At 26.0% G+C, this 21,193-nt stretch carries 20 protein-coding genes; 9 read left to right on the top strand and 11 right to left on the bottom strand.

Annotated features, from left to right (window positions below; genetic code table 11):
- Positions 1–68: 68 nt before the first annotated feature.
- The 3 genes from MarbSA_RS00450 to hisS form a co-directional block, all read right to left on the bottom strand.
- Complete coding sequence (locus MarbSA_RS00450; RefSeq protein WP_221062028.1) at positions 69–1,949, bottom strand: PINc/VapC family ATPase; 1,881 nt, start codon at positions 1,947–1,949, stop codon at positions 69–71.
- Positions 1,950–2,061: 112 nt separating this feature from the next.
- Positions 2,062–2,490 carry a phosphoribosyl-AMP cyclohydrolase gene (hisI, locus tag MarbSA_RS00445; protein WP_221062027.1) on the bottom strand — a complete coding sequence of 143 codons (429 nt, stop codon included), beginning with the start codon at positions 2,488–2,490 and terminating at the stop codon, positions 2,062–2,064.
- 140 nt (positions 2,491–2,630) lie between these two features.
- Positions 2,631–3,983: a histidine--tRNA ligase gene (hisS, locus tag MarbSA_RS00440; protein WP_221061612.1), complete on the bottom strand. Its 1,353-nt coding sequence runs from the start codon at positions 3,981–3,983 to the stop codon at positions 2,631–2,633.
- 738 nt (positions 3,984–4,721) lie between these two features.
- Here hisS and aroE point away from each other — a divergent pair.
- From aroE to MarbSA_RS00425, 3 genes are all read left to right on the top strand, one after another.
- Positions 4,722–5,627, top strand: coding sequence for a shikimate dehydrogenase (aroE, locus tag MarbSA_RS00435; RefSeq protein WP_054835904.1), 906 nt, complete (start codon positions 4,722–4,724; stop codon positions 5,625–5,627).
- 220 nt (positions 5,628–5,847) lie between these two features.
- On the top strand, positions 5,848–6,180 hold the full coding sequence (locus MarbSA_RS00430) for a NifB/NifX family molybdenum-iron cluster-binding protein (protein ID WP_221061611.1): 333 nt from the start codon (positions 5,848–5,850) through the stop codon (positions 6,178–6,180).
- Between the two features lie 56 nt (positions 6,181–6,236).
- Positions 6,237–7,331: a hypothetical protein gene (locus MarbSA_RS00425; protein WP_221061610.1), complete on the top strand. Its 1,095-nt coding sequence runs from the start codon at positions 6,237–6,239 to the stop codon at positions 7,329–7,331.
- A gap of 137 nt (positions 7,332–7,468) precedes the next feature.
- On the opposite strand, the gene MarbSA_RS00420 is transcribed toward MarbSA_RS00425, so the two are convergent.
- The 5 genes from MarbSA_RS00420 to MarbSA_RS00400 all read right to left on the bottom strand — a co-directional run bounded on the left by MarbSA_RS00420 (position 7,469) and on the right by MarbSA_RS00400 (position 11,201).
- Positions 7,469–7,978, bottom strand: coding sequence for a ferritin (locus MarbSA_RS00420; protein ID WP_042703790.1), 510 nt, complete (start codon positions 7,976–7,978; stop codon positions 7,469–7,471).
- A 96-nt stretch (positions 7,979–8,074) separates the two neighbouring features.
- Positions 8,075–8,236 carry a rubredoxin gene (rd, locus tag MarbSA_RS00415; protein WP_080461061.1) on the bottom strand — a complete coding sequence of 54 codons (162 nt, stop codon included), beginning with the start codon at positions 8,234–8,236 and terminating at the stop codon, positions 8,075–8,077.
- A 204-nt stretch (positions 8,237–8,440) separates the two neighbouring features.
- Positions 8,441–8,602 (bottom strand): rubredoxin, encoded by a 162-nt coding sequence (locus MarbSA_RS00410; protein ID WP_197016906.1) that lies wholly within the window; start codon positions 8,600–8,602, stop codon positions 8,441–8,443.
- A gap of 303 nt (positions 8,603–8,905) precedes the next feature.
- Positions 8,906–9,301 (bottom strand): universal stress protein, encoded by a 396-nt coding sequence (locus MarbSA_RS00405; RefSeq protein ID WP_054835595.1) that lies wholly within the window; start codon positions 9,299–9,301, stop codon positions 8,906–8,908.
- Positions 9,302–9,407: 106 nt separating this feature from the next.
- Positions 9,408–11,201 (bottom strand): ATP-binding cassette domain-containing protein, encoded by a 1,794-nt coding sequence (locus MarbSA_RS00400; protein WP_221061609.1) that lies wholly within the window; start codon positions 11,199–11,201, stop codon positions 9,408–9,410.
- 339 nt (positions 11,202–11,540) lie between these two features.
- Between MarbSA_RS00400 and MarbSA_RS00395 the strand changes: the two genes are divergently transcribed.
- Together MarbSA_RS00395 and MarbSA_RS00390 are read left to right on the top strand one after the other, a co-directional pair.
- Positions 11,541–12,080, top strand: coding sequence for a nicotinamide-nucleotide adenylyltransferase (locus MarbSA_RS00395; protein WP_221061608.1), 540 nt, complete (start codon positions 11,541–11,543; stop codon positions 12,078–12,080).
- A gap of 329 nt (positions 12,081–12,409) precedes the next feature.
- The gene (locus MarbSA_RS00390) at positions 12,410–12,862 is read left to right on the top strand and encodes a molybdenum cofactor biosynthesis protein MoaE (protein ID WP_042703782.1); all 453 of its coding nucleotides are present in this window, start codon (positions 12,410–12,412) and stop codon (positions 12,860–12,862) included.
- Positions 12,863–13,020: 158 nt separating this feature from the next.
- On the opposite strand, the gene MarbSA_RS00385 is transcribed toward MarbSA_RS00390, so the two are convergent.
- Positions 13,021–13,230 (bottom strand): TOBE domain-containing protein, encoded by a 210-nt coding sequence (locus tag MarbSA_RS00385; RefSeq protein WP_042703780.1) that lies wholly within the window; start codon positions 13,228–13,230, stop codon positions 13,021–13,023.
- Positions 13,231–13,587: 357 nt separating this feature from the next.
- On the opposite strand from MarbSA_RS00385, the gene tsaA reads away from it, so the two are divergent.
- Together tsaA and MarbSA_RS00375 are read left to right on the top strand one after the other, a co-directional pair.
- The gene (gene tsaA / locus MarbSA_RS00380; protein WP_042703779.1) at positions 13,588–14,079 is read left to right on the top strand and encodes a tRNA (N6-threonylcarbamoyladenosine(37)-N6)-methyltransferase TrmO; all 492 of its coding nucleotides are present in this window, start codon (positions 13,588–13,590) and stop codon (positions 14,077–14,079) included.
- A 224-nt stretch (positions 14,080–14,303) separates the two neighbouring features.
- Entirely contained in the window at positions 14,304–15,188 is an 885-nt protein-coding gene (locus MarbSA_RS00375; RefSeq protein ID WP_221061607.1) for a molybdenum cofactor guanylyltransferase, read from the top strand.
- A gap of 299 nt (positions 15,189–15,487) precedes the next feature.
- On the opposite strand, the gene MarbSA_RS00370 is transcribed toward MarbSA_RS00375, so the two are convergent.
- Both MarbSA_RS00370 and MarbSA_RS00365 read right to left on the bottom strand, forming a co-directional pair.
- Complete coding sequence (locus MarbSA_RS00370; RefSeq protein ID WP_042703778.1) at positions 15,488–15,688, bottom strand: pseudomurein-binding repeat-containing protein; 201 nt, start codon at positions 15,686–15,688, stop codon at positions 15,488–15,490.
- 490 nt (positions 15,689–16,178) lie between these two features.
- On the bottom strand, positions 16,179–19,226 hold the full coding sequence (locus tag MarbSA_RS00365; RefSeq protein ID WP_221061606.1) for a beta strand repeat-containing protein: 3,048 nt from the start codon (positions 19,224–19,226) through the stop codon (positions 16,179–16,181).
- A gap of 985 nt (positions 19,227–20,211) precedes the next feature.
- Between MarbSA_RS00365 and MarbSA_RS00360 the strand changes: the two genes are divergently transcribed.
- Together MarbSA_RS00360 and MarbSA_RS00355 are read left to right on the top strand one after the other, a co-directional pair.
- Positions 20,212–20,667 carry a hypothetical protein gene (locus tag MarbSA_RS00360; RefSeq protein WP_221061605.1) on the top strand — a complete coding sequence of 152 codons (456 nt, stop codon included), beginning with the start codon at positions 20,212–20,214 and terminating at the stop codon, positions 20,665–20,667.
- A 192-nt stretch (positions 20,668–20,859) separates the two neighbouring features.
- Positions 20,860–21,051 (top strand): hypothetical protein, encoded by a 192-nt coding sequence (locus tag MarbSA_RS00355; protein ID WP_221061604.1) that lies wholly within the window; start codon positions 20,860–20,862, stop codon positions 21,049–21,051.
- Positions 21,052–21,193: the final 142 nt, after the last annotated feature.

The following is a 21,193-nucleotide window of genomic DNA, read 5'->3' as shown; positions in this document are numbered from 1 at the left end:
AATAAAAAACTAATAAAAAATTACAATATATAATTATCTAAAGATACTTATCTATTATCTAAAAATAATTATCTAAAAGTTGCTATAATAGGAACATCCATATCAATAGCATCTAAAAGTATTTCAGTAATTTCAAGACCCTGTTTCAATCTAACAAGACCTTTTTTACCAACAGTAGCTGTGAAAAGATATTCTCCATTAATAGAAACATCAAACTCCTCACCAATATTCTCATAACCCATATCAAGATTTAAATGTTTTCTAGATACTTCATAAGGAATTTCAAATTCTTCACCAGACTTTTTAGATTTAGTTTTAGTATCGCTTTTATCATCATAATCTTTTAAAGATTCAATAGGTTCAACACCAATGCTAATTCCTACTTTTCTTTCAAGATCATCGATTCTTTTTCCTTTTTTACCAATTATTTTTGGAATAAACTTCTCATTTACAAAAACTTTTATTCTATCATTAGAAACAAGTTCAGCTTGAACAGTAGCTTTTGGAACTATCTTTTTAACAGCACGAATAACTTCTTTTTCAACAATCTTATCTACAGCTGATTTAGAATCACTACTCTTTGAATCTTCTTGAACTAGATCAACATCCATAACAATAGTCTGCTCACCATAGGTATAAATCTCATTTTTTAAATCCCCATTTTCAAAATCACGAACTTCAATAACAGGTCTTGCAAGATCAGCTTCTTGCATACCAGAAGGAACTTTTACAGTAAGATTAGTTTCATAAACAGCTTTAATCTCACCATCTTCAATATAAATAGTAGTATCAACAACAGAAGGAATAATTCCCAGCTCTACTCTTGCTGCAATCCTTTGAATAGCATCAATTGGACGAGTAGCATGAACAACACCAATCATTCCAACACCAGCTAATCTCATATCAGCAAAAATATTAAAATCATGATTCTTTCTAAGTTCATCATAAATAGTAAAATCAGGCCTTACAAGAAGAAGAATATCGGCTGTTTTTTCCATATCTCCATCTAAAGGAGCATATTGAGTTATTTCATCACCAACTTGAAGATCACGAGGAGATTCCATAGTCTTAACAATCTTATTCATATCTTCAGAGAAGAATTTAGCTACAGCCTGGGCAAATGTACTTTTACCTGCACCAGGAGAACCAGAAATAAGAATACCATTAGCAGTACTTTTAAGTCTATCAATCAATTTTTCAGAAAGCTTATAATTCTCAAGAGAAACTTCAGCTACAGGACGAACTGCTGTGATCTCCATTCCTTCAGAAAAAGGAGGTTTAGCTATTGAAATTCTATATTCTCTTGATTGAACAACTGTAGCCCCATCTTCATCAAGTTCAAGATAAGTTTTAAAATCATGTCTAGCTTTTTCAATTATCTCTTCAGCAAGTTTATTTAAGTATTCATAAGTAATGGGCTTTGAATCAAGTTTGACAAGATTTATATCTCCTGGCTTTCCCTTTTTAGCCATAGGAGGGACATTTTCTTTAAGATGAACTGACATTGTATCATCATCAAAATATTTAGAAAGGGTTAGTTCTTCATTTGATTTATCAACTTGTTCAACGTAAATAACATTTATTCCTTGAGCTTTAGCTACCTCACTTTGAATTCTATCTGATGTGATTAAAGTAGCTAATTCAGACTTTGCAACATCCCTTATAATTGCATCTATTTCACCAGTTTTAGAAAGAGAAATTTCATAATTATTAGGTCTTTTACCAGTGAAACTAATAGCTATTTCACCATTATCAGCAAGATTTTGAAGCTTTTTTAGCTCACCCAATCCTTTTTTACCAATAAACTGACCCTTATTAGTTTGATATTCAAGTTCAGCTACAACAGCCTCAGGAACAATAATTTCAGGATAATTTAAATTATTTTTATCAATAATTTTACTAATTGCTCCTTCAATAACAGCACTAGTATCGGGAACAATCTTTTCAATATTCCCTTCATCTTCTATTTCCAATTTTTCAAAATATTCCAATTAATAATCCCCTGTGTTTTTAATTTTAAGTTAAAAATGTATAGAATATTAAAATACATAAATAAAATCTTTATTTATCCCCATATACATCTTCAGGATTAAATAATCTTTCAGCAATGATTTTTAAATCATTTTCATTTAAATCTTCTAAATCAGTTTTATTCTCATTTATTTTTTCAACATCAAACTCTCTAAAGAAGCATGAATAATATCCTTCATGACAAGCTGCACCAGTTTGCTCAACCTTTAACACAACAGCATCCATATCACAATCAGTGAAAATTTCTTTAACTTTTTGAGTATTTCCAGAACTTTCACCTTTTAACCATAGCTTATTTCTTGAAGTACTCCAATAATGAGCAACACCAGTTTCTAAAGTTTTTGTAAGTGCTTCCTTATTCATATAAGCTACCATTAAAACTTGAGAAGTTTCATAATCTTGAACAACAGCTATCACCAATTTTTGTCCATTAACATCATGCTTAAAATTAATTTTAATAATTACAACCCCTATAATCAATACTAAATCAATGTTTAATCAATATTTAATCAAATTTATCAATATTATCAATATTATCAATATTAAATTCCTTATTGTTATTAAAAATATTATTATTTAAAATATTATTTAAAATATTATTAATCAAATATTTTATTATTATTTAAAAATTCTTTAATATTATCAATAGCTACTAATTCCTGATTTCTAGAACCCATGTCCTTTATAGTAACACTATCTTTTTCTAAATCATTTTTTCCAACTAAAATAACATATTTAGCATTCAATTTATTAGCTGCATTAAGTAATTTTTTGAATTTTTTTCTAGAAAGGTCTATCTCAGTAGAAATACCAGAATTCCTAAGTTTTTGGCCAATTTCAAAAGATTTTTCTCTTTGTTCATTAGATATAGGAACTACAAAAACATCAACAATAGATTTCTCTTCAAACCCATCTTTATTACTGTTTTTAATATCATTTTTATTCTTATCTTTAGAATTATGTTCAATGGCATTCATTAATCTATCAAAACCAAAAGCAAATCCAGTAGATTCAACTTGCTCTCCACCGAATAACTCTACAAGATTATAGCTACCTCCACCAGCTACTTGTTTTTGAGCTCCTAGTTCTGGAATGTAAATTTCAAAAACAATACCATTATAATAATCTAAACCTCTAGCGATCCCAAGATTGAGAGTATAATTTGAAACATTGAAACTTTTTAATAAGTTAATCAATTCTTTAAATTCATTGATAGAATCTTTTGTTTCTTCATAATCATTTAAAAGATCTTCAACATCATTTAAAACATCTTCGTTTCCAACAAAATCAATAAGTTTAATTAATATATCTTTTAACATAACATTCAACTTAGAATCTTCAACTAAATCTTTTTCTAATAGTTCTTTTTCAAATAACTCTTTATCTCCTTTATCTATTAAGATCATGACCTGTTCTTGAATTTCATTATCAATTTTGAAATGTTCAAATAATCCCCTTATTATTCCAAGATGATTAATATGAATTTCAGCTGTATTAATCCCTAAATCTTCAAGAGATTGTTCAGCCATTGCAATAGCTTCAGCTTCCCCTTCAGGAGACTTAGCACCTATTAATTCACATCCAAACTGCCAAAATTGGCGAAACCTACCTTTTTGAGGTCTTTCATACCTAAAACAACTTCCAAAATAATAAAGTTTTATTGGTTTAGCTGTTTTTTGAAGTTCATTAATGTATAATCTAGCTACTGGAGCTGTAATTTCAGGTCTAAGAGTTATTTCACGGTCAGATTTATCAGTGAAATTATAAAGTTGATCAACTATTTGTTCTCCAGATTTTGTGGTGAAGAGTTTTAAATCTTCAAATAAAGGAGTTTTTATTTCTTGATAAGCATAAGTTTCAAAGACTTTTCTTAGTGTATTTTCACACTTTTTTCTTTCTCTCATTTCATCAAAAAGAAAGTCTCTTGTTCCACGAGGTCTTGTAAATTCCAATAATATTCCTCCAATAATAATGAAAAAGTAATTCTTAAGTTTAAATTTTTAAAATTGAGTAAATGTTAATATTTAATACTAATAGTATAACTATTTTAATAATATAACTAATTCTAATAAAGTTAATTTTAATATTGTACCTAATTATAAATATTGTACTTAATTATAATATTTATAATATTGTAGCTAATTTTAATATTATATCAAATTAATCAAGTATATTATTTATCTGATTAATTATTATTTAATTAATTATTATTTTATTTATTATTATTTTTTAGTAATTAATTATTTATCTAAATATTAAATTATTTATTTATCAAAGTTTATATAATTATATGCTAAAAATCAAAGTTTATATTTAATGATTTACAAATATTTAACAGATTCCCTAAATATACAAAAAATAATTAAAAATTTTCAAACAATATTAAATATAATGATTTTTACATATTTTAAGACAAAATCAATGCTAATAGAAATAAATACTAAAACAACATAAAAAACAAACAAAAACAATAAAATACAACACAAAAAATAACAATAAAACAACACACAACACAAATAACAACAATAAAATACAACACAAAAAATAACAATAAAACAACACACATTACAATAACAATAATAAACTAAAGTACAGCATATAACACTAAAACAAAACAATATAGGATTTTAATAATATTAAAAAATACAATGATGATAATAAGATAAAATAAAGTTGGAGAGAGTGTTTAATTGATAAATGGAACCACAAAAGTTATTGGAATAATTGGAAATCCTGTTGGACATAGTTTTTCCCCAGCGATGTTTAATGCTGCATTTAAATCTATGAATATGAACTATGTTTATGTTCCATTTAAAGTAGAAAAAGAAAATCTTAAATACGCTATTCGAGGAGCTAAAGCCTTTGGTATTAAAGGACTTAATGTTACCATTCCTCATAAGCAAAAAGTAATAAATGAACTTGATAAATTCAGTATAATGGCAAACCTAATTGGTGCAGTTAATACAATTGACTTTAAAAATGGAAAGTCAAAAGGTTATAATACTGATTGTGTTGGAGCTATTCGTGCTATTAAAGAAGTTTGTGACTTAAGAAATAAAAGTGTAGTGATAGTTGGAGCTGGAGGAGCTGCAAGAGCAATATCTTTCCAATTAGCTATCGAAGGAGTTAATAATATAAATATGATTAACAGAAGTCCTAAAAAAGCTAAATCACTTGTTTATGATATTAAAACTTTATTATCTGCTGATTTTACAGATAATTCAAAATTAGATGAAGTAACTATTGATTTTTCACATATTGATTTGAATTTTGAATATGGAAGTCTTGATGAACTTCCCAATAGTATAGCTAATGCAGATATTCTAATCGATACAACTCCAATAGGCATGCATCCAAATATAAATGATGAACCAATAGCTAAACACGGAGAAATGCACTCCGATCTTATTGTAAATGATATTGTTTATAATCCTCTTGAAACCAGTCTTTTAAAAGAAGCTAAAAAAGCAAATGCAACAATAATCTATGGAACTAAAATGCTTTTATACCAAGGTGCTGAAAACTTCAGAATATGGACTGGAAAAGAAGCTCCATTAGATGTTATGGAAAAAACTATATTAGAATCTATAAAATAATCCTGTATAAATTTTACAATGAAAATACTAATAAAAATTATTTATTTTGTAAAATAATTAAACAATTCTATTAAAAAATTATTAAATAATGTATAATAATTAATAAATATATAATAAATTTTAAATAAATTATAATTAATATATAAATATATTAAAAAATAATTAAAATATTAAAATAAATAATTAAAATATTAAAATAAATTTTTTAAGGAAAAATAAAATGTCTTATAGAATTGCAGTAACAAGTGATGATGGAAAATATGTTAATCAACATTTTGGTCAAACTACACACTTTTTACTTTTTGAAGTTGAAGATGATGGAAAATATGAATATCTAGGTTCAGTTAAAAATAACCCTACTTGTAGTAGTGATGAAAAAAATAAGTCAGAACAAGCTATTAGCCTTATAGATGATGTTAGTATTTTAATCACGCAAAATCTAGGTAAAAAACCCCTTGAAATATGTATAAAAAAAGGAATTAAGCCAGTAATATCCTACAAAGCTATTGATGATGCTTTAGATGAAGTAATAAATAATTATACACTAGAATAATTATTTCAATAATATAATCTATTTTAAATATATTATTAGTCATATTTGATGATTTTATGAATAAAGATAATATTAATAAAAAAGAAGTTTTAAAGCTACTTGGAATAATTGGTATAGACACTAGATATATTAGTTATACACCAAATATTATTTATATAAACGATCAAAGATTTGCTAAATTTTCTAAAAAAAGACAAGAAACCTTTAAAAAATATTATCCTGAAATAGAAATTGTTAGTTCAGGTATTCTTAGAAAAATATGCATAAAATTCTCAGAAATTATAGCTAATGAAATATCACCTAAAAATAATGTTTTAATTTTAAAACCTAAAAATAAGGTAGATTATCTTTTAAAAATAGTTTTAGAACCTTATACACGAAAATATGGAATAAATATTATTGAATATGATATTGATGATATTGAGTCTTTTATTTCTAATTTAAACTCTGAAAAACCCTTTTTTCTAAATATTAATGAGTTAGAAAATATTCATGATTTAAAATTCATGAATAGAAAAAGAAAAGAAGAAAAAAAAGAGAAAGAATGTAAAGAAAGGGAAGAAAAGGAAGAAACAAAAGAAGAAGAGAAAAAAAAGAAAAGTATAGACTCTGATAATATAGTTATAATCGATTCTATTCTTACATCATTAACTTTAGATGAAAAAGTTGAATCCATTTTATCAAGTATTTTTAAAGGAAAAGGAATTCCAATCTCTAGTAGTAAAAATAACATTAACAATAAAATTAATACTAAAAATTATAGTAATACTAATGGTATTGATATCAATAATAATACTGATAATAATATTAATAATAATGCTAATAATAATATTTATAATAATACTTATAAACGTAATAAATCTAATAATGATAAAAAAGATAATAAACAAACCAAAGTTGTTTATCCATTTATAAATGTTCCAAATAGTTGGGTTGATACATTTTTAGACAGTTTAGATAATGAGTTAAATTCAAAACCTGAGATTTTAAATAAAAGTAAAGATGTATCCTACCCCGATAATGACAGCTCCGTTGAAATTACCAAATCTTTCATGGAATTTATTGAAGAAATAATACCTCAATACAAATGGAACATCTTAAAATCATCTAATTTCATAGAAGAAAAGTTAAATGATATCAAGAACGATTAAAAAAAAAAAAAAAAAGATAAAAATAAGATGAAAATAATATAAAAAAATTAAATTGTATTATAATAACTACTAAAAAGTTAAATTATTATAATATCTTAAATTAAATAATATCTTAAACTAAAAAGACAAATAATATATTATTCGCTTGTATTTGGAGTATAAACTCTATTTCCAAATTCAGAATCAAGTAAAAACAAGCCATTAGATGCTTCACTAGCTAATTTAACTTTACTTAAAGCATCACTAGCAGATTCTTCTTCTTCAACTTGTTCAGCTACAAACCATTGTAAAAAATTATTTGTTGAATGGTCTCTTTCTTCGATTGCTAAATCAACTAAATCATTAATCATGCCTGAAACTACTTTTTCATGAGATAAAACATGTTCAAACACATCAACAGGAGATTCCCAAGAAAATTGAGGTTTTTTTATCTCAGAAAGTGTGACTCTTGTTCCTCTTTGAACTAAGTAATCATAGAATTTCATTCCATGAGAAAGTTCTTCTTGAGCTTGAACTCTCATCCAGTTTGCAAAGCCACTTAAATCTGTTTCTTCAAAATATGCAGCCATTGACAAATATAAATATCCAGAATACACTTCAGCGTTAAGTTGTTTATTTAATGCTTCTTCCATTTTTGTACTTACCATAAAAACACCTCCTAAAATTATGGATTATAATTAAAAAAATTATAATAATATAGTATTAATTATAAAGTATGAAAATTCATTAATAAAATTCATTAATTATTCTTGTTTAACAAATTCATCTTTTCCTACACCACACAATGGACAAACCCAATCATCAGGCAAATCTTCAAATGCAGTTCCTGGTTCTATTCCATTATCTGGGTCACCTTTAGCAGGGTCATAAACATATCCACACATATCACACACATACTTATCCATATTATCACCTTAAAAGTTTATTTTTCAGAATTTTTCAGAATTTATATTATAAATTTAGCTAAATTTAGCTAATTATTAAATCAAACATATTTCAATCAATATTTTATCAATATATAATAACTATATTTCAATCTACTAAATATAGTTCAATATACTAAATATATTAATATATCAATTACTAAACCAAATATGTTATTAAATTAATTATAATGGTTTAAACATTCTTTTTGGAGCACCACAAGAAGGACATTTGAAGTTATCCGGTACATCTTCCCATTCAGTTCCTGGTTCTACATTAGCTCTTGGTTCTCCTTTTTCTGGATCATAAATATATCCACAGACTTTACATTTCATTCTTCCACTCATAAGATACATCCCCTTAACTAAACATTGACTTAGATAATGTTTCAATTATATATCTCAATAATATAAAATTATATCAATATAACTATGCCAATTATATATTGTATATTCTAATATTTATTATTATTGAAAAAAATTTTATTATAACTTATATAATACAATTTAATAATTCTTTATTAATAATTATTTAATAACAATAATTCAATAATAATAACAATAATATATTATGATAATTATTAATAATAATATATTATAATAGATTGTAATACTTTATAATACTTTATATAGCTTAATAATAGCTTAATGCTATTTAACTAAAACGATTGGAATATCAAAGGTTTCAATGACCCTACTAACTATACTTCCCATCATTAAATCCCCAGACTTATTTTTTCCAGAAGAATTAATGACAATAGAATCAACCTGAGTTTTTTCAGATATTATTTTCATATCTCGAAGAGGATCAGCAGTAATTAAATGTTCTATAACCATAACTCCCTCTTTTTTACCTTTTTCACTAATACTCTTTAAAATTTCATTTCCTTCATCTTCTAAAGCATCATAAGAAAAGCTAGTATTTTCATCAAGAACATAAACAGCTGTAACTTTTGAATTAAACTTTTTAGCTATTTCAATAGCTACATCAACTGCTTTATCTGAATACTCAGAACCATCTGAAGGAACCATTATATTTCCAAACATCAAAACCACCAAAAATACATTACAATATCAAAGATACAATAAAAAATACAATATAATACCAATAGCATTATAAATACGATATAATATCAAAAATATAATATAACCATTAATTCAAATAATCTGCCTTACAAAAATCAACAAAATCATCAACTAACTTAATAGGGTCACCATCATCAATGATTTTTCCATTCTCCATGAAAATAGCTCTTTTACTAAACTCTTTTATAAAATCAATATTATGTGAAACCATTATTATAGTTGTTTTAAACTCTTTATTAATTTTTTTAATAGAATTTGCAACAATTCTAAGTGTTATTGGATCTAAATCACCAAATGGTTCATCAAGTAGCAAAGTTTCAGGTTTTGAAGATAAAGCTAAAGCTAACATAGCACGAACCTTTTGACCACCGGAAAGTTCATATGACTTTCTATTTAGTATTTCAAGAGGAAGATCTAATGCATCAAATATTGGCTTAATTTCCTCTTTAACAGCTTTTTCAGGGAATTTAGGAAACAAATCGTCTAAAATATCAGGAAGAAGGCCAATCTGCTCAAGACGTGATTTAGCTTCATTTTCAGGTAAATCAGTAAGTTGATACAATGCATCTAAAAGTTCATCACCCAATTCTAACTCTTTAGCTTTCTTTCTTGCCTTATCCACTACAAACTCATTTTTAAAACCTAATTTTGTAGCTAACTGATCTTTAATAGTTGAATGGTGCTGAAGTGCAAATTCTTGATACATAAAACCGATTTTTCTCCTAACTTTCATTCTATTGATTCCAGGATCATCAAGATCTACCCAAACTCCTTCATCAATATATTCCTCTTTTTTATCTAGGGGCCTTTTATCAATATTATTTCTATCTTTAGAATCATTATCTTTAGAGTTATCATCCAAATCTTCACTATCTAACCTATAAAGAACTTCTCCTTTTTCAGGAAAATCTAAGCCAGCAAGCATTCTAAGAAGGATAGTTTTACCAGCACCACTAGGACCAATAATAGTTAAAATATCACGCTTTTTAATTTCTAGATTAATATCCTCAATATCAAGAACACTTCCGCCTTTTAAAAGGAAAAATCTCTTTTCAAGATTATTAGCTTTAATAATTGTTTCATCATCAACTGTTGGATCAATAGCTATTTCTGTATCAAGTTCATCTAAAAAGTCATTAGTAACATCTTTAGGATCCCCCTCTTCTTTTATTTCACCATCTTCAAGTAAAATAACTCTGTTTGCTAAATATCTATGAACTTCAGGCAAGTGTGATACTAAAACCACAGTTACTCCTAAATCTTTATTAATTCTTTTAATTGAATCAAGTATAGCTTGTTTTGTTCCTGGACAAGCCATAGTAGCAGGTTCATCAAGAAGTAAAACTTTTGGTTTTTTAGCTAGTTGTCTTGCCATAACAAGACGTTGTTTTTCACCACCACTTAATACTGGTGCAAAATGATCTGCCTTTTCTTCAAGGCCAACAACCTTTAAAATTTCTCTAGCTTCATCACCAAACTGATCATAAGCAAATTCAAAATCAGTAGATCCCTCATCACCATACTTAGCACCATATAATTTTCTTATAACATTATTAATAGTTGTTTCTGGCCATAAACCAAAAGATCTTTGAAGATGAATTGCTGTGTCCTTTCTAAGTTTATTATAATAATATTGGCTTGAATCAAAAGAAACCTCTATGTCATCAAGTGTTATCTTCCCACTATCAAACTTTTCAACACCCCTAAGTATTCTAAGAAGACTAGTTTTTCCAGAACCACTCATTCCAATTATACCTAATATCTCACCATCTTCAACCTCAAGATTGATATTTTTTAGTGCAGATATTTCTTCACCATTGTCTAATTTGTAAGATTTACTAATATTTTCCAATCTAATCATGAATATCACTAATTTCCTTTAATAATACCAATAATTTTTTTTCTAATATGATGATTTATAACTCTTTAAAGAATAATTAACATGAAATTAAATAAAATAATTCTAAAAATTTTATTATAAACTTATTATAAATTTTAATACAATATATTACAAATTCTATTATACTTATATCATAAATTCCATTATAAACATTATTATAAATTTTAATACAATGTTTATTATAATATTAATTGTATTAAAACTTAATCTTATAAATTTTGTTCTTTAGTTTTTTGTTTTTAAATATAGATTAAAAAATTATAGCTAAATTTAATAATATGAAAATTATATAATATAACAATGAAAGAAAAAAGAGGATTATTAATTGGTAGGATGCAACCAGTCCACAATGGACATATTCAAGTGATTAAAAAAACACTTGAGGAAGTTGATGAAATCATTATTGGAATTGGAAGTGCTCAGCTAAGTCATACAATAACTGATCCATTTACAGCAGGGGAAAGGGTAATGATGCTTACAAAAGCATTAGCTGAAAACAGTATCAACTCTGCAAGATATTATATCATACCTATCCAAGATATTCAAATGAATGCTGTGTGGGTTTCCCATATAAAAATGTTAACACCACCTTTTGGAAATGTTTTTAGTGGAAATCCATTAGTACAACAATTGTTTGAAGAAGAAGGTTATGATGTAGATAGACCTCCTCTTTTTAAAAGGGAAAAACTTTCTGGAACAGAAGTAAGAAGAAGAATGCTTGAAGATGAAAATTGGAAAAAGCTAGTTCCAACTTCAACAGCTAAAATCATTGAAGAGATAAATGGAATAGAAAGATTAAAACATTTAGCAAAAAAAGAAGTTAGTGAAATAGCTAAATAGGATTAAATTAGTTTATTGATTAATATTATGGAATATTGATTAATATTATTACTTGTTGATTAATATTATGTATATAAATAAAATTATTATATAAAATGATAATAAAAAATTTATATAACTATAGTTATATTTATATATATAATTAAAATAAAACTATAATATAATTATTATAATACTAAAATTAATATTATTATGAATACTACAATTTAATTATTATAATACTATAATTAATATTGTTATGAATACTATAATTAATTATTATAAAAATTTATTTTAATAAAGTATTATTGTATAATAAAATGTTAGTATAACAAAGGAGAGAAAATGAAATGGTTATTAAAATAGTTGAAAAGGATGATGAATATTATCAAATACAAGATTTAGTTGATTCATTAAAGAAAAATAAGAGAATAGATGAATCTGGAGCTATATTTACATTTGAAGGATTTGTTCGTGGAACAGAAAAGAGTATTGAAGGTGAAAAAATAGTTGATAAAATGATATTAACCACACCTGATAAAGAAAAAGCTCAAAATGATCTTGAAAAAATTGTAGAAAGTGTTAAAATCAAATATGGTGTTTATGGAGTAGCTATCGTTCATTTTATAGGAGAATTTTACACAGGAGATCCTTTATTTTTAACAGCTGTTTTAGGACCACATAGAAATGAAACTCTTGATGCTTTAAAAGAAGTTATAGAAAGAACAAAATTTGATGTTGATTTCAAAAAAGAAGAAATATCTAATACTGGAAGAAAAATTATTATGGCAGGAGGCAAATAAAAATTAAATACTTAAAAACTACTTTAAAAATTTTATTCAAAAAATAAACCAACAAACATACAAGAACTAACTAAAAACATTAAAAAATAAACCTAAAACACATATAAAAACTAAATAAAAACAAAAAAGAAAAGAATATTAAAATATTATTCTTTCTCTTATTCTTTTCCAACAATTATTTCTGTAGATTTTATAATAGCTGAAACTTTATCTCCTTTTTTAAGACCTAAGCCTTCAGCAGATTCTTTGGTTATTAATGCTGTTAGAACTCCAGGATCCTCAACTTTAATTTTAATACTTGCCATTACAGCACCTAAATCAACAGCTTCAATTTCTCCATCTAATTTATTTCTTGCACTAATTTTCATAATATTCCTCCTAAAATCATAATTAAAAATACAAATACTATGTGTTTTATAATTTTAAAGTTACGCACTTAATTCTATAATTATATAGTTATTTATACTTATTTATAATTATATTATAATTATATACCTAATTATATTAATGATGTTATATAAATCTTGTTATTTAACTTCTATTTTGTAAAATAAAAGTTTTATTATCGATTACGGAAAATAATTCATATCGAATTTCATATTGGATTTATTATTAATAATAATATTAGAGACAGTATTTAAAAAATATAGAGATGATGCTAAAAAATATAGAAATAATATTTAAAAAAATAAAATATATAAATCAAAAAGTATATAATTTCAGATATGAACAAAATAGAATTTACACCCATTGGAACAGTACACTCACCTTTTGATGAACTTGAAGGAATGCCAATTCAACCAATTGGTGCTCAAGGAATAAAAGGAGAAATTCACTTAAGAGACGACTTAATACCAGGATTAAAAGATTTAGATGGTTTTTCACATTTAACATTAGTTTACTATCTACACAAAGTCAAAGGATATTCCTTAGAAGTAAAGCCATTTTTAGATAATGACCATCATGGGGTTTTTGCAACAAGATCACCAAGAAGATTAAATCCAATTGGAATATCCGTAGTGAAATTAGATTCAGTTAATGAAAATGTTATAGAAATATCTAATGTAGATATTTTAAATGGAACACCTCTTTTAGATATTAAACCTTATGTTCCACAATTGTATGAAGATACCTGTAAAGATTTAAAAATTGGATGGTTTGAAGATAAACATGAAAATGCTGAAAAAACAAGATCAGATGATCGTTTTATTGATTAATACAAATTATTAATAAAAAACATTCTAAAAAATAATTTTAAAGTATAAAATAATAATTTAGAATAAACATATAAAATATATATTATTAAATATAATTCTATTAAAAATAAATATAATTATTAAAAGAATCTATAGTTATTAAAAGGATCTATAATTATTAAAGGAATCTATCAAATGATATTTTAAAATGATATTCTTTATATTAAATGTTTAAGAGATATTATATGAAAAGCCAATCTAGTCAATCTATTATTATATTATGTGGAGGTATGAGTAAACGTATGGGTCAAGATAAAGGATCCATGAAAATACAAGAAGTACCTATGATAATTCATGTACTTGAAGCCATAACTCCCCAAATTAATGAAGTAATAATTGTTTTAAATGATAGAGATAGAATAGCTAAATATAAATCAATCATTGATAGCTATCTTAAAAAACTTAATAAAAAGTTTAAATTTAACTTAATTTTCTTAGAAGATGAAATTAAAAATAAAGGACCGCTTTCAGGTATAATGACTGGTCTTAAGAATATTTCCAGTGAATATGGACTTATTTTACCATGTGATTCTCCATTTATAAGTAATGAATATATTAAAAATATGTTTGAGATTCTAGATGAAATTAAATCCCTTTATAATAATGTTGATGGAATAACCCCCTTCCATTTCAAAAAAAAGCTTGAAAATGAAGATAAAAATGAAAAAAATAATATAAAAACTAATAAAAAAACTAATAAAAAAAATAATAAAAAAGTTAATGGGAAACTTAATAGAAAAACTAAAGAAAATGATAATAAAAAAGATAACAAAAATGAAATTGATATTCCTAAATCAGGATTTTATAAAGAAGGAGTAATGAAAAACTTTATAATAGAAAACACAGAACCACTACATAGTATTTATAAAAAAAACACATATAAAACCATAGAATCATTATTAGAGCAAAATGAAATGAAAGTAAAATCCCTCATAAAATCAATAAACTCTTATTTTATTTTGATTGATGAATATAAAGATAACTCTACTAATAAAAAACTTAATTACAATATATCTAGTTCTAATTTTAAAAATATCAATTATAAAAAAGATATAAATGAAATAAATTGATATAAAATAAAAAATTCCTAAAATAAGTTAGTATAATCTTAAAATAAACTAGTATAATCCTAAAATAAACTAGTATAATAAAAAATAATAATAATTTTGAAAAACACTCTCAAAGTGTAAACAATTTATAGTAATAAATAACTACCTAATAATAATATATAATTATAATACTTAGTATATTTATAGTAAATTAACTACTAAAATAATTCTATATTATTATTAAATAGATTTAATTACCTATTTTTGCATTGTTGGTTTAAATAAAAAAAATTTTGGAAATATATTTATTTTAAATTGAATTAATCAATTTCAATTGAACGAGGACTTCTGCCCATTTCTAAAATAAATTTATTGACACGCTCAATCATATTACAATAATCTTCACGATTAATCCTAATATTACTTACTTGAGCATACTCTGGCATTTCACCAGTAGTATTTTTTATATCCATAATCTCTTCTACCATTCCTCTATATTCTTCTAGTGTCAAATGTGTCATAGATACCCACCATGATATAAAAAATATACCTGGGTTTTTAATATGTTTATAAATACCTTTTTTCTAGTATATAAAGTATTCTATTATTAGCTAGACAAACTTATACAAAAACATCAAAAATCTGATTAAAAGTTACGATGATGGAAAGGAAAAAGAGCAATCCATTCTAAACAATGTAAATATAAAATATTATTTTATAGCCCAATTTAGATTTTAGCTCCTGCAAGTTCTCTTTGATAACAAACCACTTCATTATTAATAATATTAAATGCTAACTTCATTAATGGAGAACTATTTGAATAATCAGCCATATTTAATTTAACAATTCCTGTACAATATAACCCTGAAAAATACTCTAATGTTTCATTTAAATAAATATTAATTCAACAAAAAAATAAGGGGGGAAAAAGGAATAAAGGTTTAGGGATAATAAATACTTTATATTAATTTCATACTCCTCCTTCCCCCATAAAAAAAAAGAATTACAATTTTATAGTCTTTTTCTGTGTGTTACTAGTATTTTTATTTTAACTTGTTTTCCAACACCTAAATTCTTAATTTGAACCTTTAAAACCCTAGACTTAACACTAAACTGATACTTAATAATTTTACTAGTCTTAGACAATTTCTCCAAATACCAATTCTTAAAATACTTAACATAATCCTTAGAACCTAAAGCAGATCCCACATTTTTAATAGTGTAAACTTTACTATAAAGATTAAAACCTCTATACTTACCCACTTTAACAAGCTTAGAAATCTTAACAATACTAATCTTAACTTTACCAGTAACATTAAAAGTCTTACTAACATTAAAACCAAGATAATCATTATTACCAGCAAAAGAAACCTTCATAGTAGATTTCCCAGTCTTTTTCGGAGTATATGAAAGTTTCCAAACACCAAGACTATTAGTAGTAACTTTATAAGTTTTACCATCAACAATAACACTAATAATCGTATTAGCCAATGGTTTACCATCACTAGTCAAAACACCAGAAACAGTAAATGGTTTTCCTACTTTAACATTACTTGGAATATTAATACTAGAAGTAGTAGCTAACTTACTAACATTAAAAGCCTTATTTTCAACAAAACCATCATACCGGCTATCACCCTGATAAAAGAGAGATAAATTAAAGACACCAGAATGTTCAGGAGTATAATTTAAACTCCAAACACCAACAGAATCAGTAGTCACATTAAAGGTTTCACCATCAATAATAACTTCTAAATTAGCACCAGATATTGTATTATTATTCTCATCTGTTAAAACACCAGAAATTAAAACTGTTTCATTAACCTTAATATCAACAGGAATAACAATACTAGAATTACTATCCAACTTACTAACATCAAAACTTGTACTATTAATAAAACCAGTGTAATTATCATTACCAGCCCAGTTAACTAAAATAAAGAACTCACCACCATGAATCAGAGTATAAACAAGACTCCAAACACCACTAATATTAGTTGTCACATTAAAAGACTCATTACCAATAATAATTGTCATTTGAGCATTATCTATAGGATCACTATTAACATCAGCCAAAATACCACTAATAGAAATATTTTCACCAACTTTAAAATCACCAGAAACATCAATAGTAGAATTAGTACTATTTTTAAGCACATCAAAACTTGTACTATTAATAAAACCAGTAAAATTACCTGTTTCTAACTCAGTATACTCAACAATAACCGTGTATGTTCCTGTATGATTAGTTAAATGACTCACAGTCCAATTACCACCAACAGAATCCACAATAACATTTTCATAAAGGTTACCATCAACAGTAACATTAACACTACTAATACCAGTAAAATTAGCTAAAACACCAGTAATAACAGCAATATCACCAACATGAACACCAGAAAGAACAACAATACTACTATTAGTACTATTCTTCAACACTTCAAAGCTTGTACCATTAGTAAATGCTGTGTAATTATCATTACCATTAAAACTAACAGTTAATGTAATGTTTCCTGTCCTGATAGAAGCATAATTAAGACTCCAACCACCACTACTATTAATATTAACTAACTGAGTATCTCCATCAACAGTAACATTAACACTACCAATACCAGTAAAATTAGCTAACTGACCAGAAACAGTAACATTCTCACCAACATGAACAATAGAAGGATTAACAATTATAGTAGAATTACTATCCAACTTACCTGCAGAAAATGTAAAACCCACATCCTGACTATCCAAAGTCACAGCAAAAACATTATCACCACCAGACACATTCCAAACACCAGTAAAATTACTAAAATTATCAACAACAAAAGTTTGATTATTATAAGTACCATTCACCATAAAATAAGGCAAATACTCAACACCATCATTAACAAGAGAAGTATTCAGTACTAAAAAAGCAAAACTAACATTATCACCAAAACGAAGATTATCCAAACTAGTAAGATTACTAACATTCAAAATAAAATGATTAAGAGTATCAATACCTAAAGTTTTACCAGTTATATCATTAACACCCCACCAATTATAATTAAAACTACTATTATCATTAAAGTCAGTGATATTCACTCCAACAGGAGACAATATACGATTATACTCAACAGTAACATTAACCAAAGAATCACTCTTAAGACCACTGAAATTCAAACCAACATTACCAGCAAAGATATTATTACCTCTGATAATAAAATCAGTCACATTAATAGCACCACTACCATCATTAACAAAATAAAAACCACTACCACCAGTAGCATTTATAGTATTATTCAAAAACATAACACCACTAACATTACCACCATAAGAACGAACATACACACCATACTCCCCTCCAGTAATGTTGTTGTTGGCGAAGGTTATATTGGTGTTGTTGCTGCTGTATGCATCCAGATAAACACCTCGTGATGTTCCTGTGATGTTGTTTCCATCAAAAGTCAAATTACGTAAACCCTTAGAATTAATACGAACACTAATAGAATTAATAGTACCATTACCACGTATACTATTATTAATAAAAGAAACAAAAGAAATAGCCATACCATTACCATTAACAAAAACAGCACCATAATTACTATTACTAACAGAAGAAACAATAAAATTATCCTCAATAACTATATTCGATAAATTACCACCACTACTACTAATATTAATACTAATACCACTAGTAGTAATATTATTACCTGTAACAGTTAAATCACTACTATTACTAATAATAGCATTAGTATAACCAGTGATAGTTAAATTAATAAGTTTAACATTAGATGATGTGATATTAAACAAAATACCAGACCCATTGATCTTAACATTACCACTACTATTACCTACTATAGTAGCATTACGAGTAATATTAATCTGACCCAAAGAATACTCACCATCATCAAGATTAATAATCACTTCATCAGGAGTACTATTATCAATAACACCCTGAAAACTCTCATTTGTAATATTACTACTATTAAAATAATACTCATCTGCACTAACACTAGACAAACTAAACAAGAATAAAAAAGCTAGTACTAGCACAAACGAAACAAAAAACTTATTTTTAAACATAAATAATTCTCACTCCTATAAAATTATAAACAAAAAAAAGCACAACAATAAGAAAACACTCACTATTAAATGAACACTCACTATGTACCTTTTATAATAAATATAAAAAAACTACTATAAAAAGCTTACTACTACAAAAAAGTGAAAAAACAATAGCCACCCCCCCCCCCGCAAAAATAGTGAAATAGCTGTTTAAAAAAGAAAAAAAGAAGAAAAACAAGAATAACACAAAAACAAGAACAAAAAACAAAATAAAAAAATAACAACTAAAAAAAATAAATAAAAAGCTCTAAACTAAAATATAACGACCATAAAAGCTTTAAAACAATATAAATCTATAATAATAAAATAAAAACCAAATAAAATAAAAAAAGAGAAGAAGAACTAAAAAACAAGTAATATAAAATAAAAAAATAATAAGAAAAACTAAAAAATAACAGCTAAACAACATAAACATACAGAATATAAAAAACAAAAATAAAAAAAATAAAATCACAATATCACCAAAAACAAAATAGCTGTTATCAAACACCAACATATATAAACAAAAAAAATACTCAAAGAAACTAAAACAAAGATAAACCACTACAAAAGAACAAAAACGATTAATAATAATAAAAAAAGAATAAAAATAAAACAAAACACTAAAACAAAGAAAAATAAAACACCTAAAAAGCAAAAAACAACTAATAAAAAAACAAAAAACAACCAAAACAACTAAAACACCAAACAAAGAACAACAAACCATCCAAACAATAAAAAACAACTAATAAAAAAAGAAAAAAAACCCCAAAAAAATAGCTCAAAAACATCACAGGAACATACGCATCTGGTGTTGCTCTGGATGCATAAAGCGATAACAAGACCAATAAACCAAAGCCTAACAACATCACAGGAACAGACTATGGTGTTGATCTGTCTGCATCCAGCGATAACAATACCAATAAATCAAAGCCAAAAATAACAAACACAGGAACATACTACAATGGTGTTTATCTGGATGCATCCAGCAGCAAAAATACCACATATAACCAAGACAATACAACAACTCACAGGAACATCAGGCAATGGTGTTTCTCTGTATGCATACAGCGATAACAACACATCATATAAACAAGACAATGCAGCATCACAGGAACATCACGAGGTGTTTATCTGTCTGCATACAGCGATAACAACGCCACATATAAACAAGCCAATAACATCACAGGAACAGACTATGGTGTTTATCTGTATGCATACAGCAGCAAAAATACCACATATAACCAAGACAATACAACAACTCACAGGAACATACGATGGTGTTTATCTGGGTGCATACAGCGATAACAATACCACATATAACCAAGATTACACAACAATTCACAGGAAAATCAGGCTATGGTGTTGGTCTGGATGCATCCAGCAGCAACAACACCAATATAACCTTCGCCAACAATAACATCACAGGAACATACGCACCTGGTGTTTATCTGTCTGCATCCAGCGATAACAACGACACATATAAACCAAAACCATACAACATCACAGGAACATATGGTGTTGATCTGTATGCAGACAGCGATAACAATACCACATATAACCAAAATTACACAACAATTCACAGGAACATCAGGCTATGGTGTTGCTCTGGGTGCATACAGCGATAACAACGCCACATATAACCGAAACTACACAACATCATAGGAACATACGCACCTGGTGTTTATCTGTATGCATACAGCAAGCTACAACAAACAAAAAAGAGAAAAAAACACAAAAATCTTTCAAAAAAAACTCCATCTACAAAAACAAAAAAAATAATCAACTAACAACCACACTATAACCTAAAAAAACACTAAAATATTCTAACAATTAACTTCATACTATAAAAAAAATATAATTCAGACAAACTAAAATATAAAACTAAAATTTAAAAAAACTTAACAATCCTAATCTTACTATTATCTTAACCCACTACTTTTTAT

It is taken from the genome of Methanobrevibacter arboriphilus (assembly GCF_019669925.1).
Classification (GTDB): domain Archaea; phylum Methanobacteriota; class Methanobacteria; order Methanobacteriales; family Methanobacteriaceae; genus Methanobinarius; species Methanobinarius arboriphilus_A.
The sequence above is the reverse complement of the archived record's forward strand: the minus strand, read 5'-3'. Positions and strand labels throughout refer to the sequence as shown.

Excerpts from the sequence above, each read along its gene's own strand:
- MarbSA_RS00430 (WP_221061611.1), top strand. The coding sequence starts at position 5,848 with ATGTCTTATAGAATTGCAGTAACAAGTGATGATGGAAAATATGTTAAT.
- MarbSA_RS00425 (WP_221061610.1), top strand. The coding sequence starts at position 6,237 with ATGAATAAAGATAATATTAATAAAAAAGAAGTTTTAAAGCTACTTGGA.
- MarbSA_RS00420 (WP_042703790.1), bottom strand. The coding sequence starts at position 7,978 with ATGGTAAGTACAAAAATGGAAGAAGCATTAAATAAACAACTTAACGCT.
- rd (WP_080461061.1), bottom strand. The coding sequence starts at position 8,236 with ATGGATAAGTATGTGTGTGATATGTGTGGATATGTTTATGACCCTGCT.
- MarbSA_RS00410 (WP_197016906.1), bottom strand. The coding sequence starts at position 8,602 with ATGAGTGGAAGAATGAAATGTAAAGTCTGTGGATATATTTATGATCCA.
- MarbSA_RS00405 (WP_054835595.1), bottom strand. The coding sequence starts at position 9,301 with ATGTTTGGAAATATAATGGTTCCTTCAGATGGTTCTGAGTATTCAGAT.
- MarbSA_RS00400 (WP_221061609.1), bottom strand. The coding sequence starts at position 11,201 with ATGATTAGATTGGAAAATATTAGTAAATCTTACAAATTAGACAATGGT.
- MarbSA_RS00395 (WP_221061608.1), top strand. The coding sequence starts at position 11,541 with ATGAAAGAAAAAAGAGGATTATTAATTGGTAGGATGCAACCAGTCCAC.
- MarbSA_RS00390 (WP_042703782.1), top strand. The coding sequence starts at position 12,410 with ATGGTTATTAAAATAGTTGAAAAGGATGATGAATATTATCAAATACAA.
- MarbSA_RS00385 (WP_042703780.1), bottom strand. The coding sequence starts at position 13,230 with ATGAAAATTAGTGCAAGAAATAAATTAGATGGAGAAATTGAAGCTGTT.
- tsaA (WP_042703779.1), top strand. The coding sequence starts at position 13,588 with ATGAACAAAATAGAATTTACACCCATTGGAACAGTACACTCACCTTTT.
- MarbSA_RS00375 (WP_221061607.1), top strand. The coding sequence starts at position 14,304 with ATGAAAAGCCAATCTAGTCAATCTATTATTATATTATGTGGAGGTATG.
- MarbSA_RS00370 (WP_042703778.1), bottom strand. The coding sequence starts at position 15,688 with ATGACACATTTGACACTAGAAGAATATAGAGGAATGGTAGAAGAGATT.
- MarbSA_RS00365 (WP_221061606.1), bottom strand. The coding sequence starts at position 19,226 with ATGTTTAAAAATAAGTTTTTTGTTTCGTTTGTGCTAGTACTAGCTTTT.
- MarbSA_RS00360 (WP_221061605.1), top strand. The coding sequence starts at position 20,212 with ATGGTGTTTATCTGGATGCATCCAGCAGCAAAAATACCACATATAACC.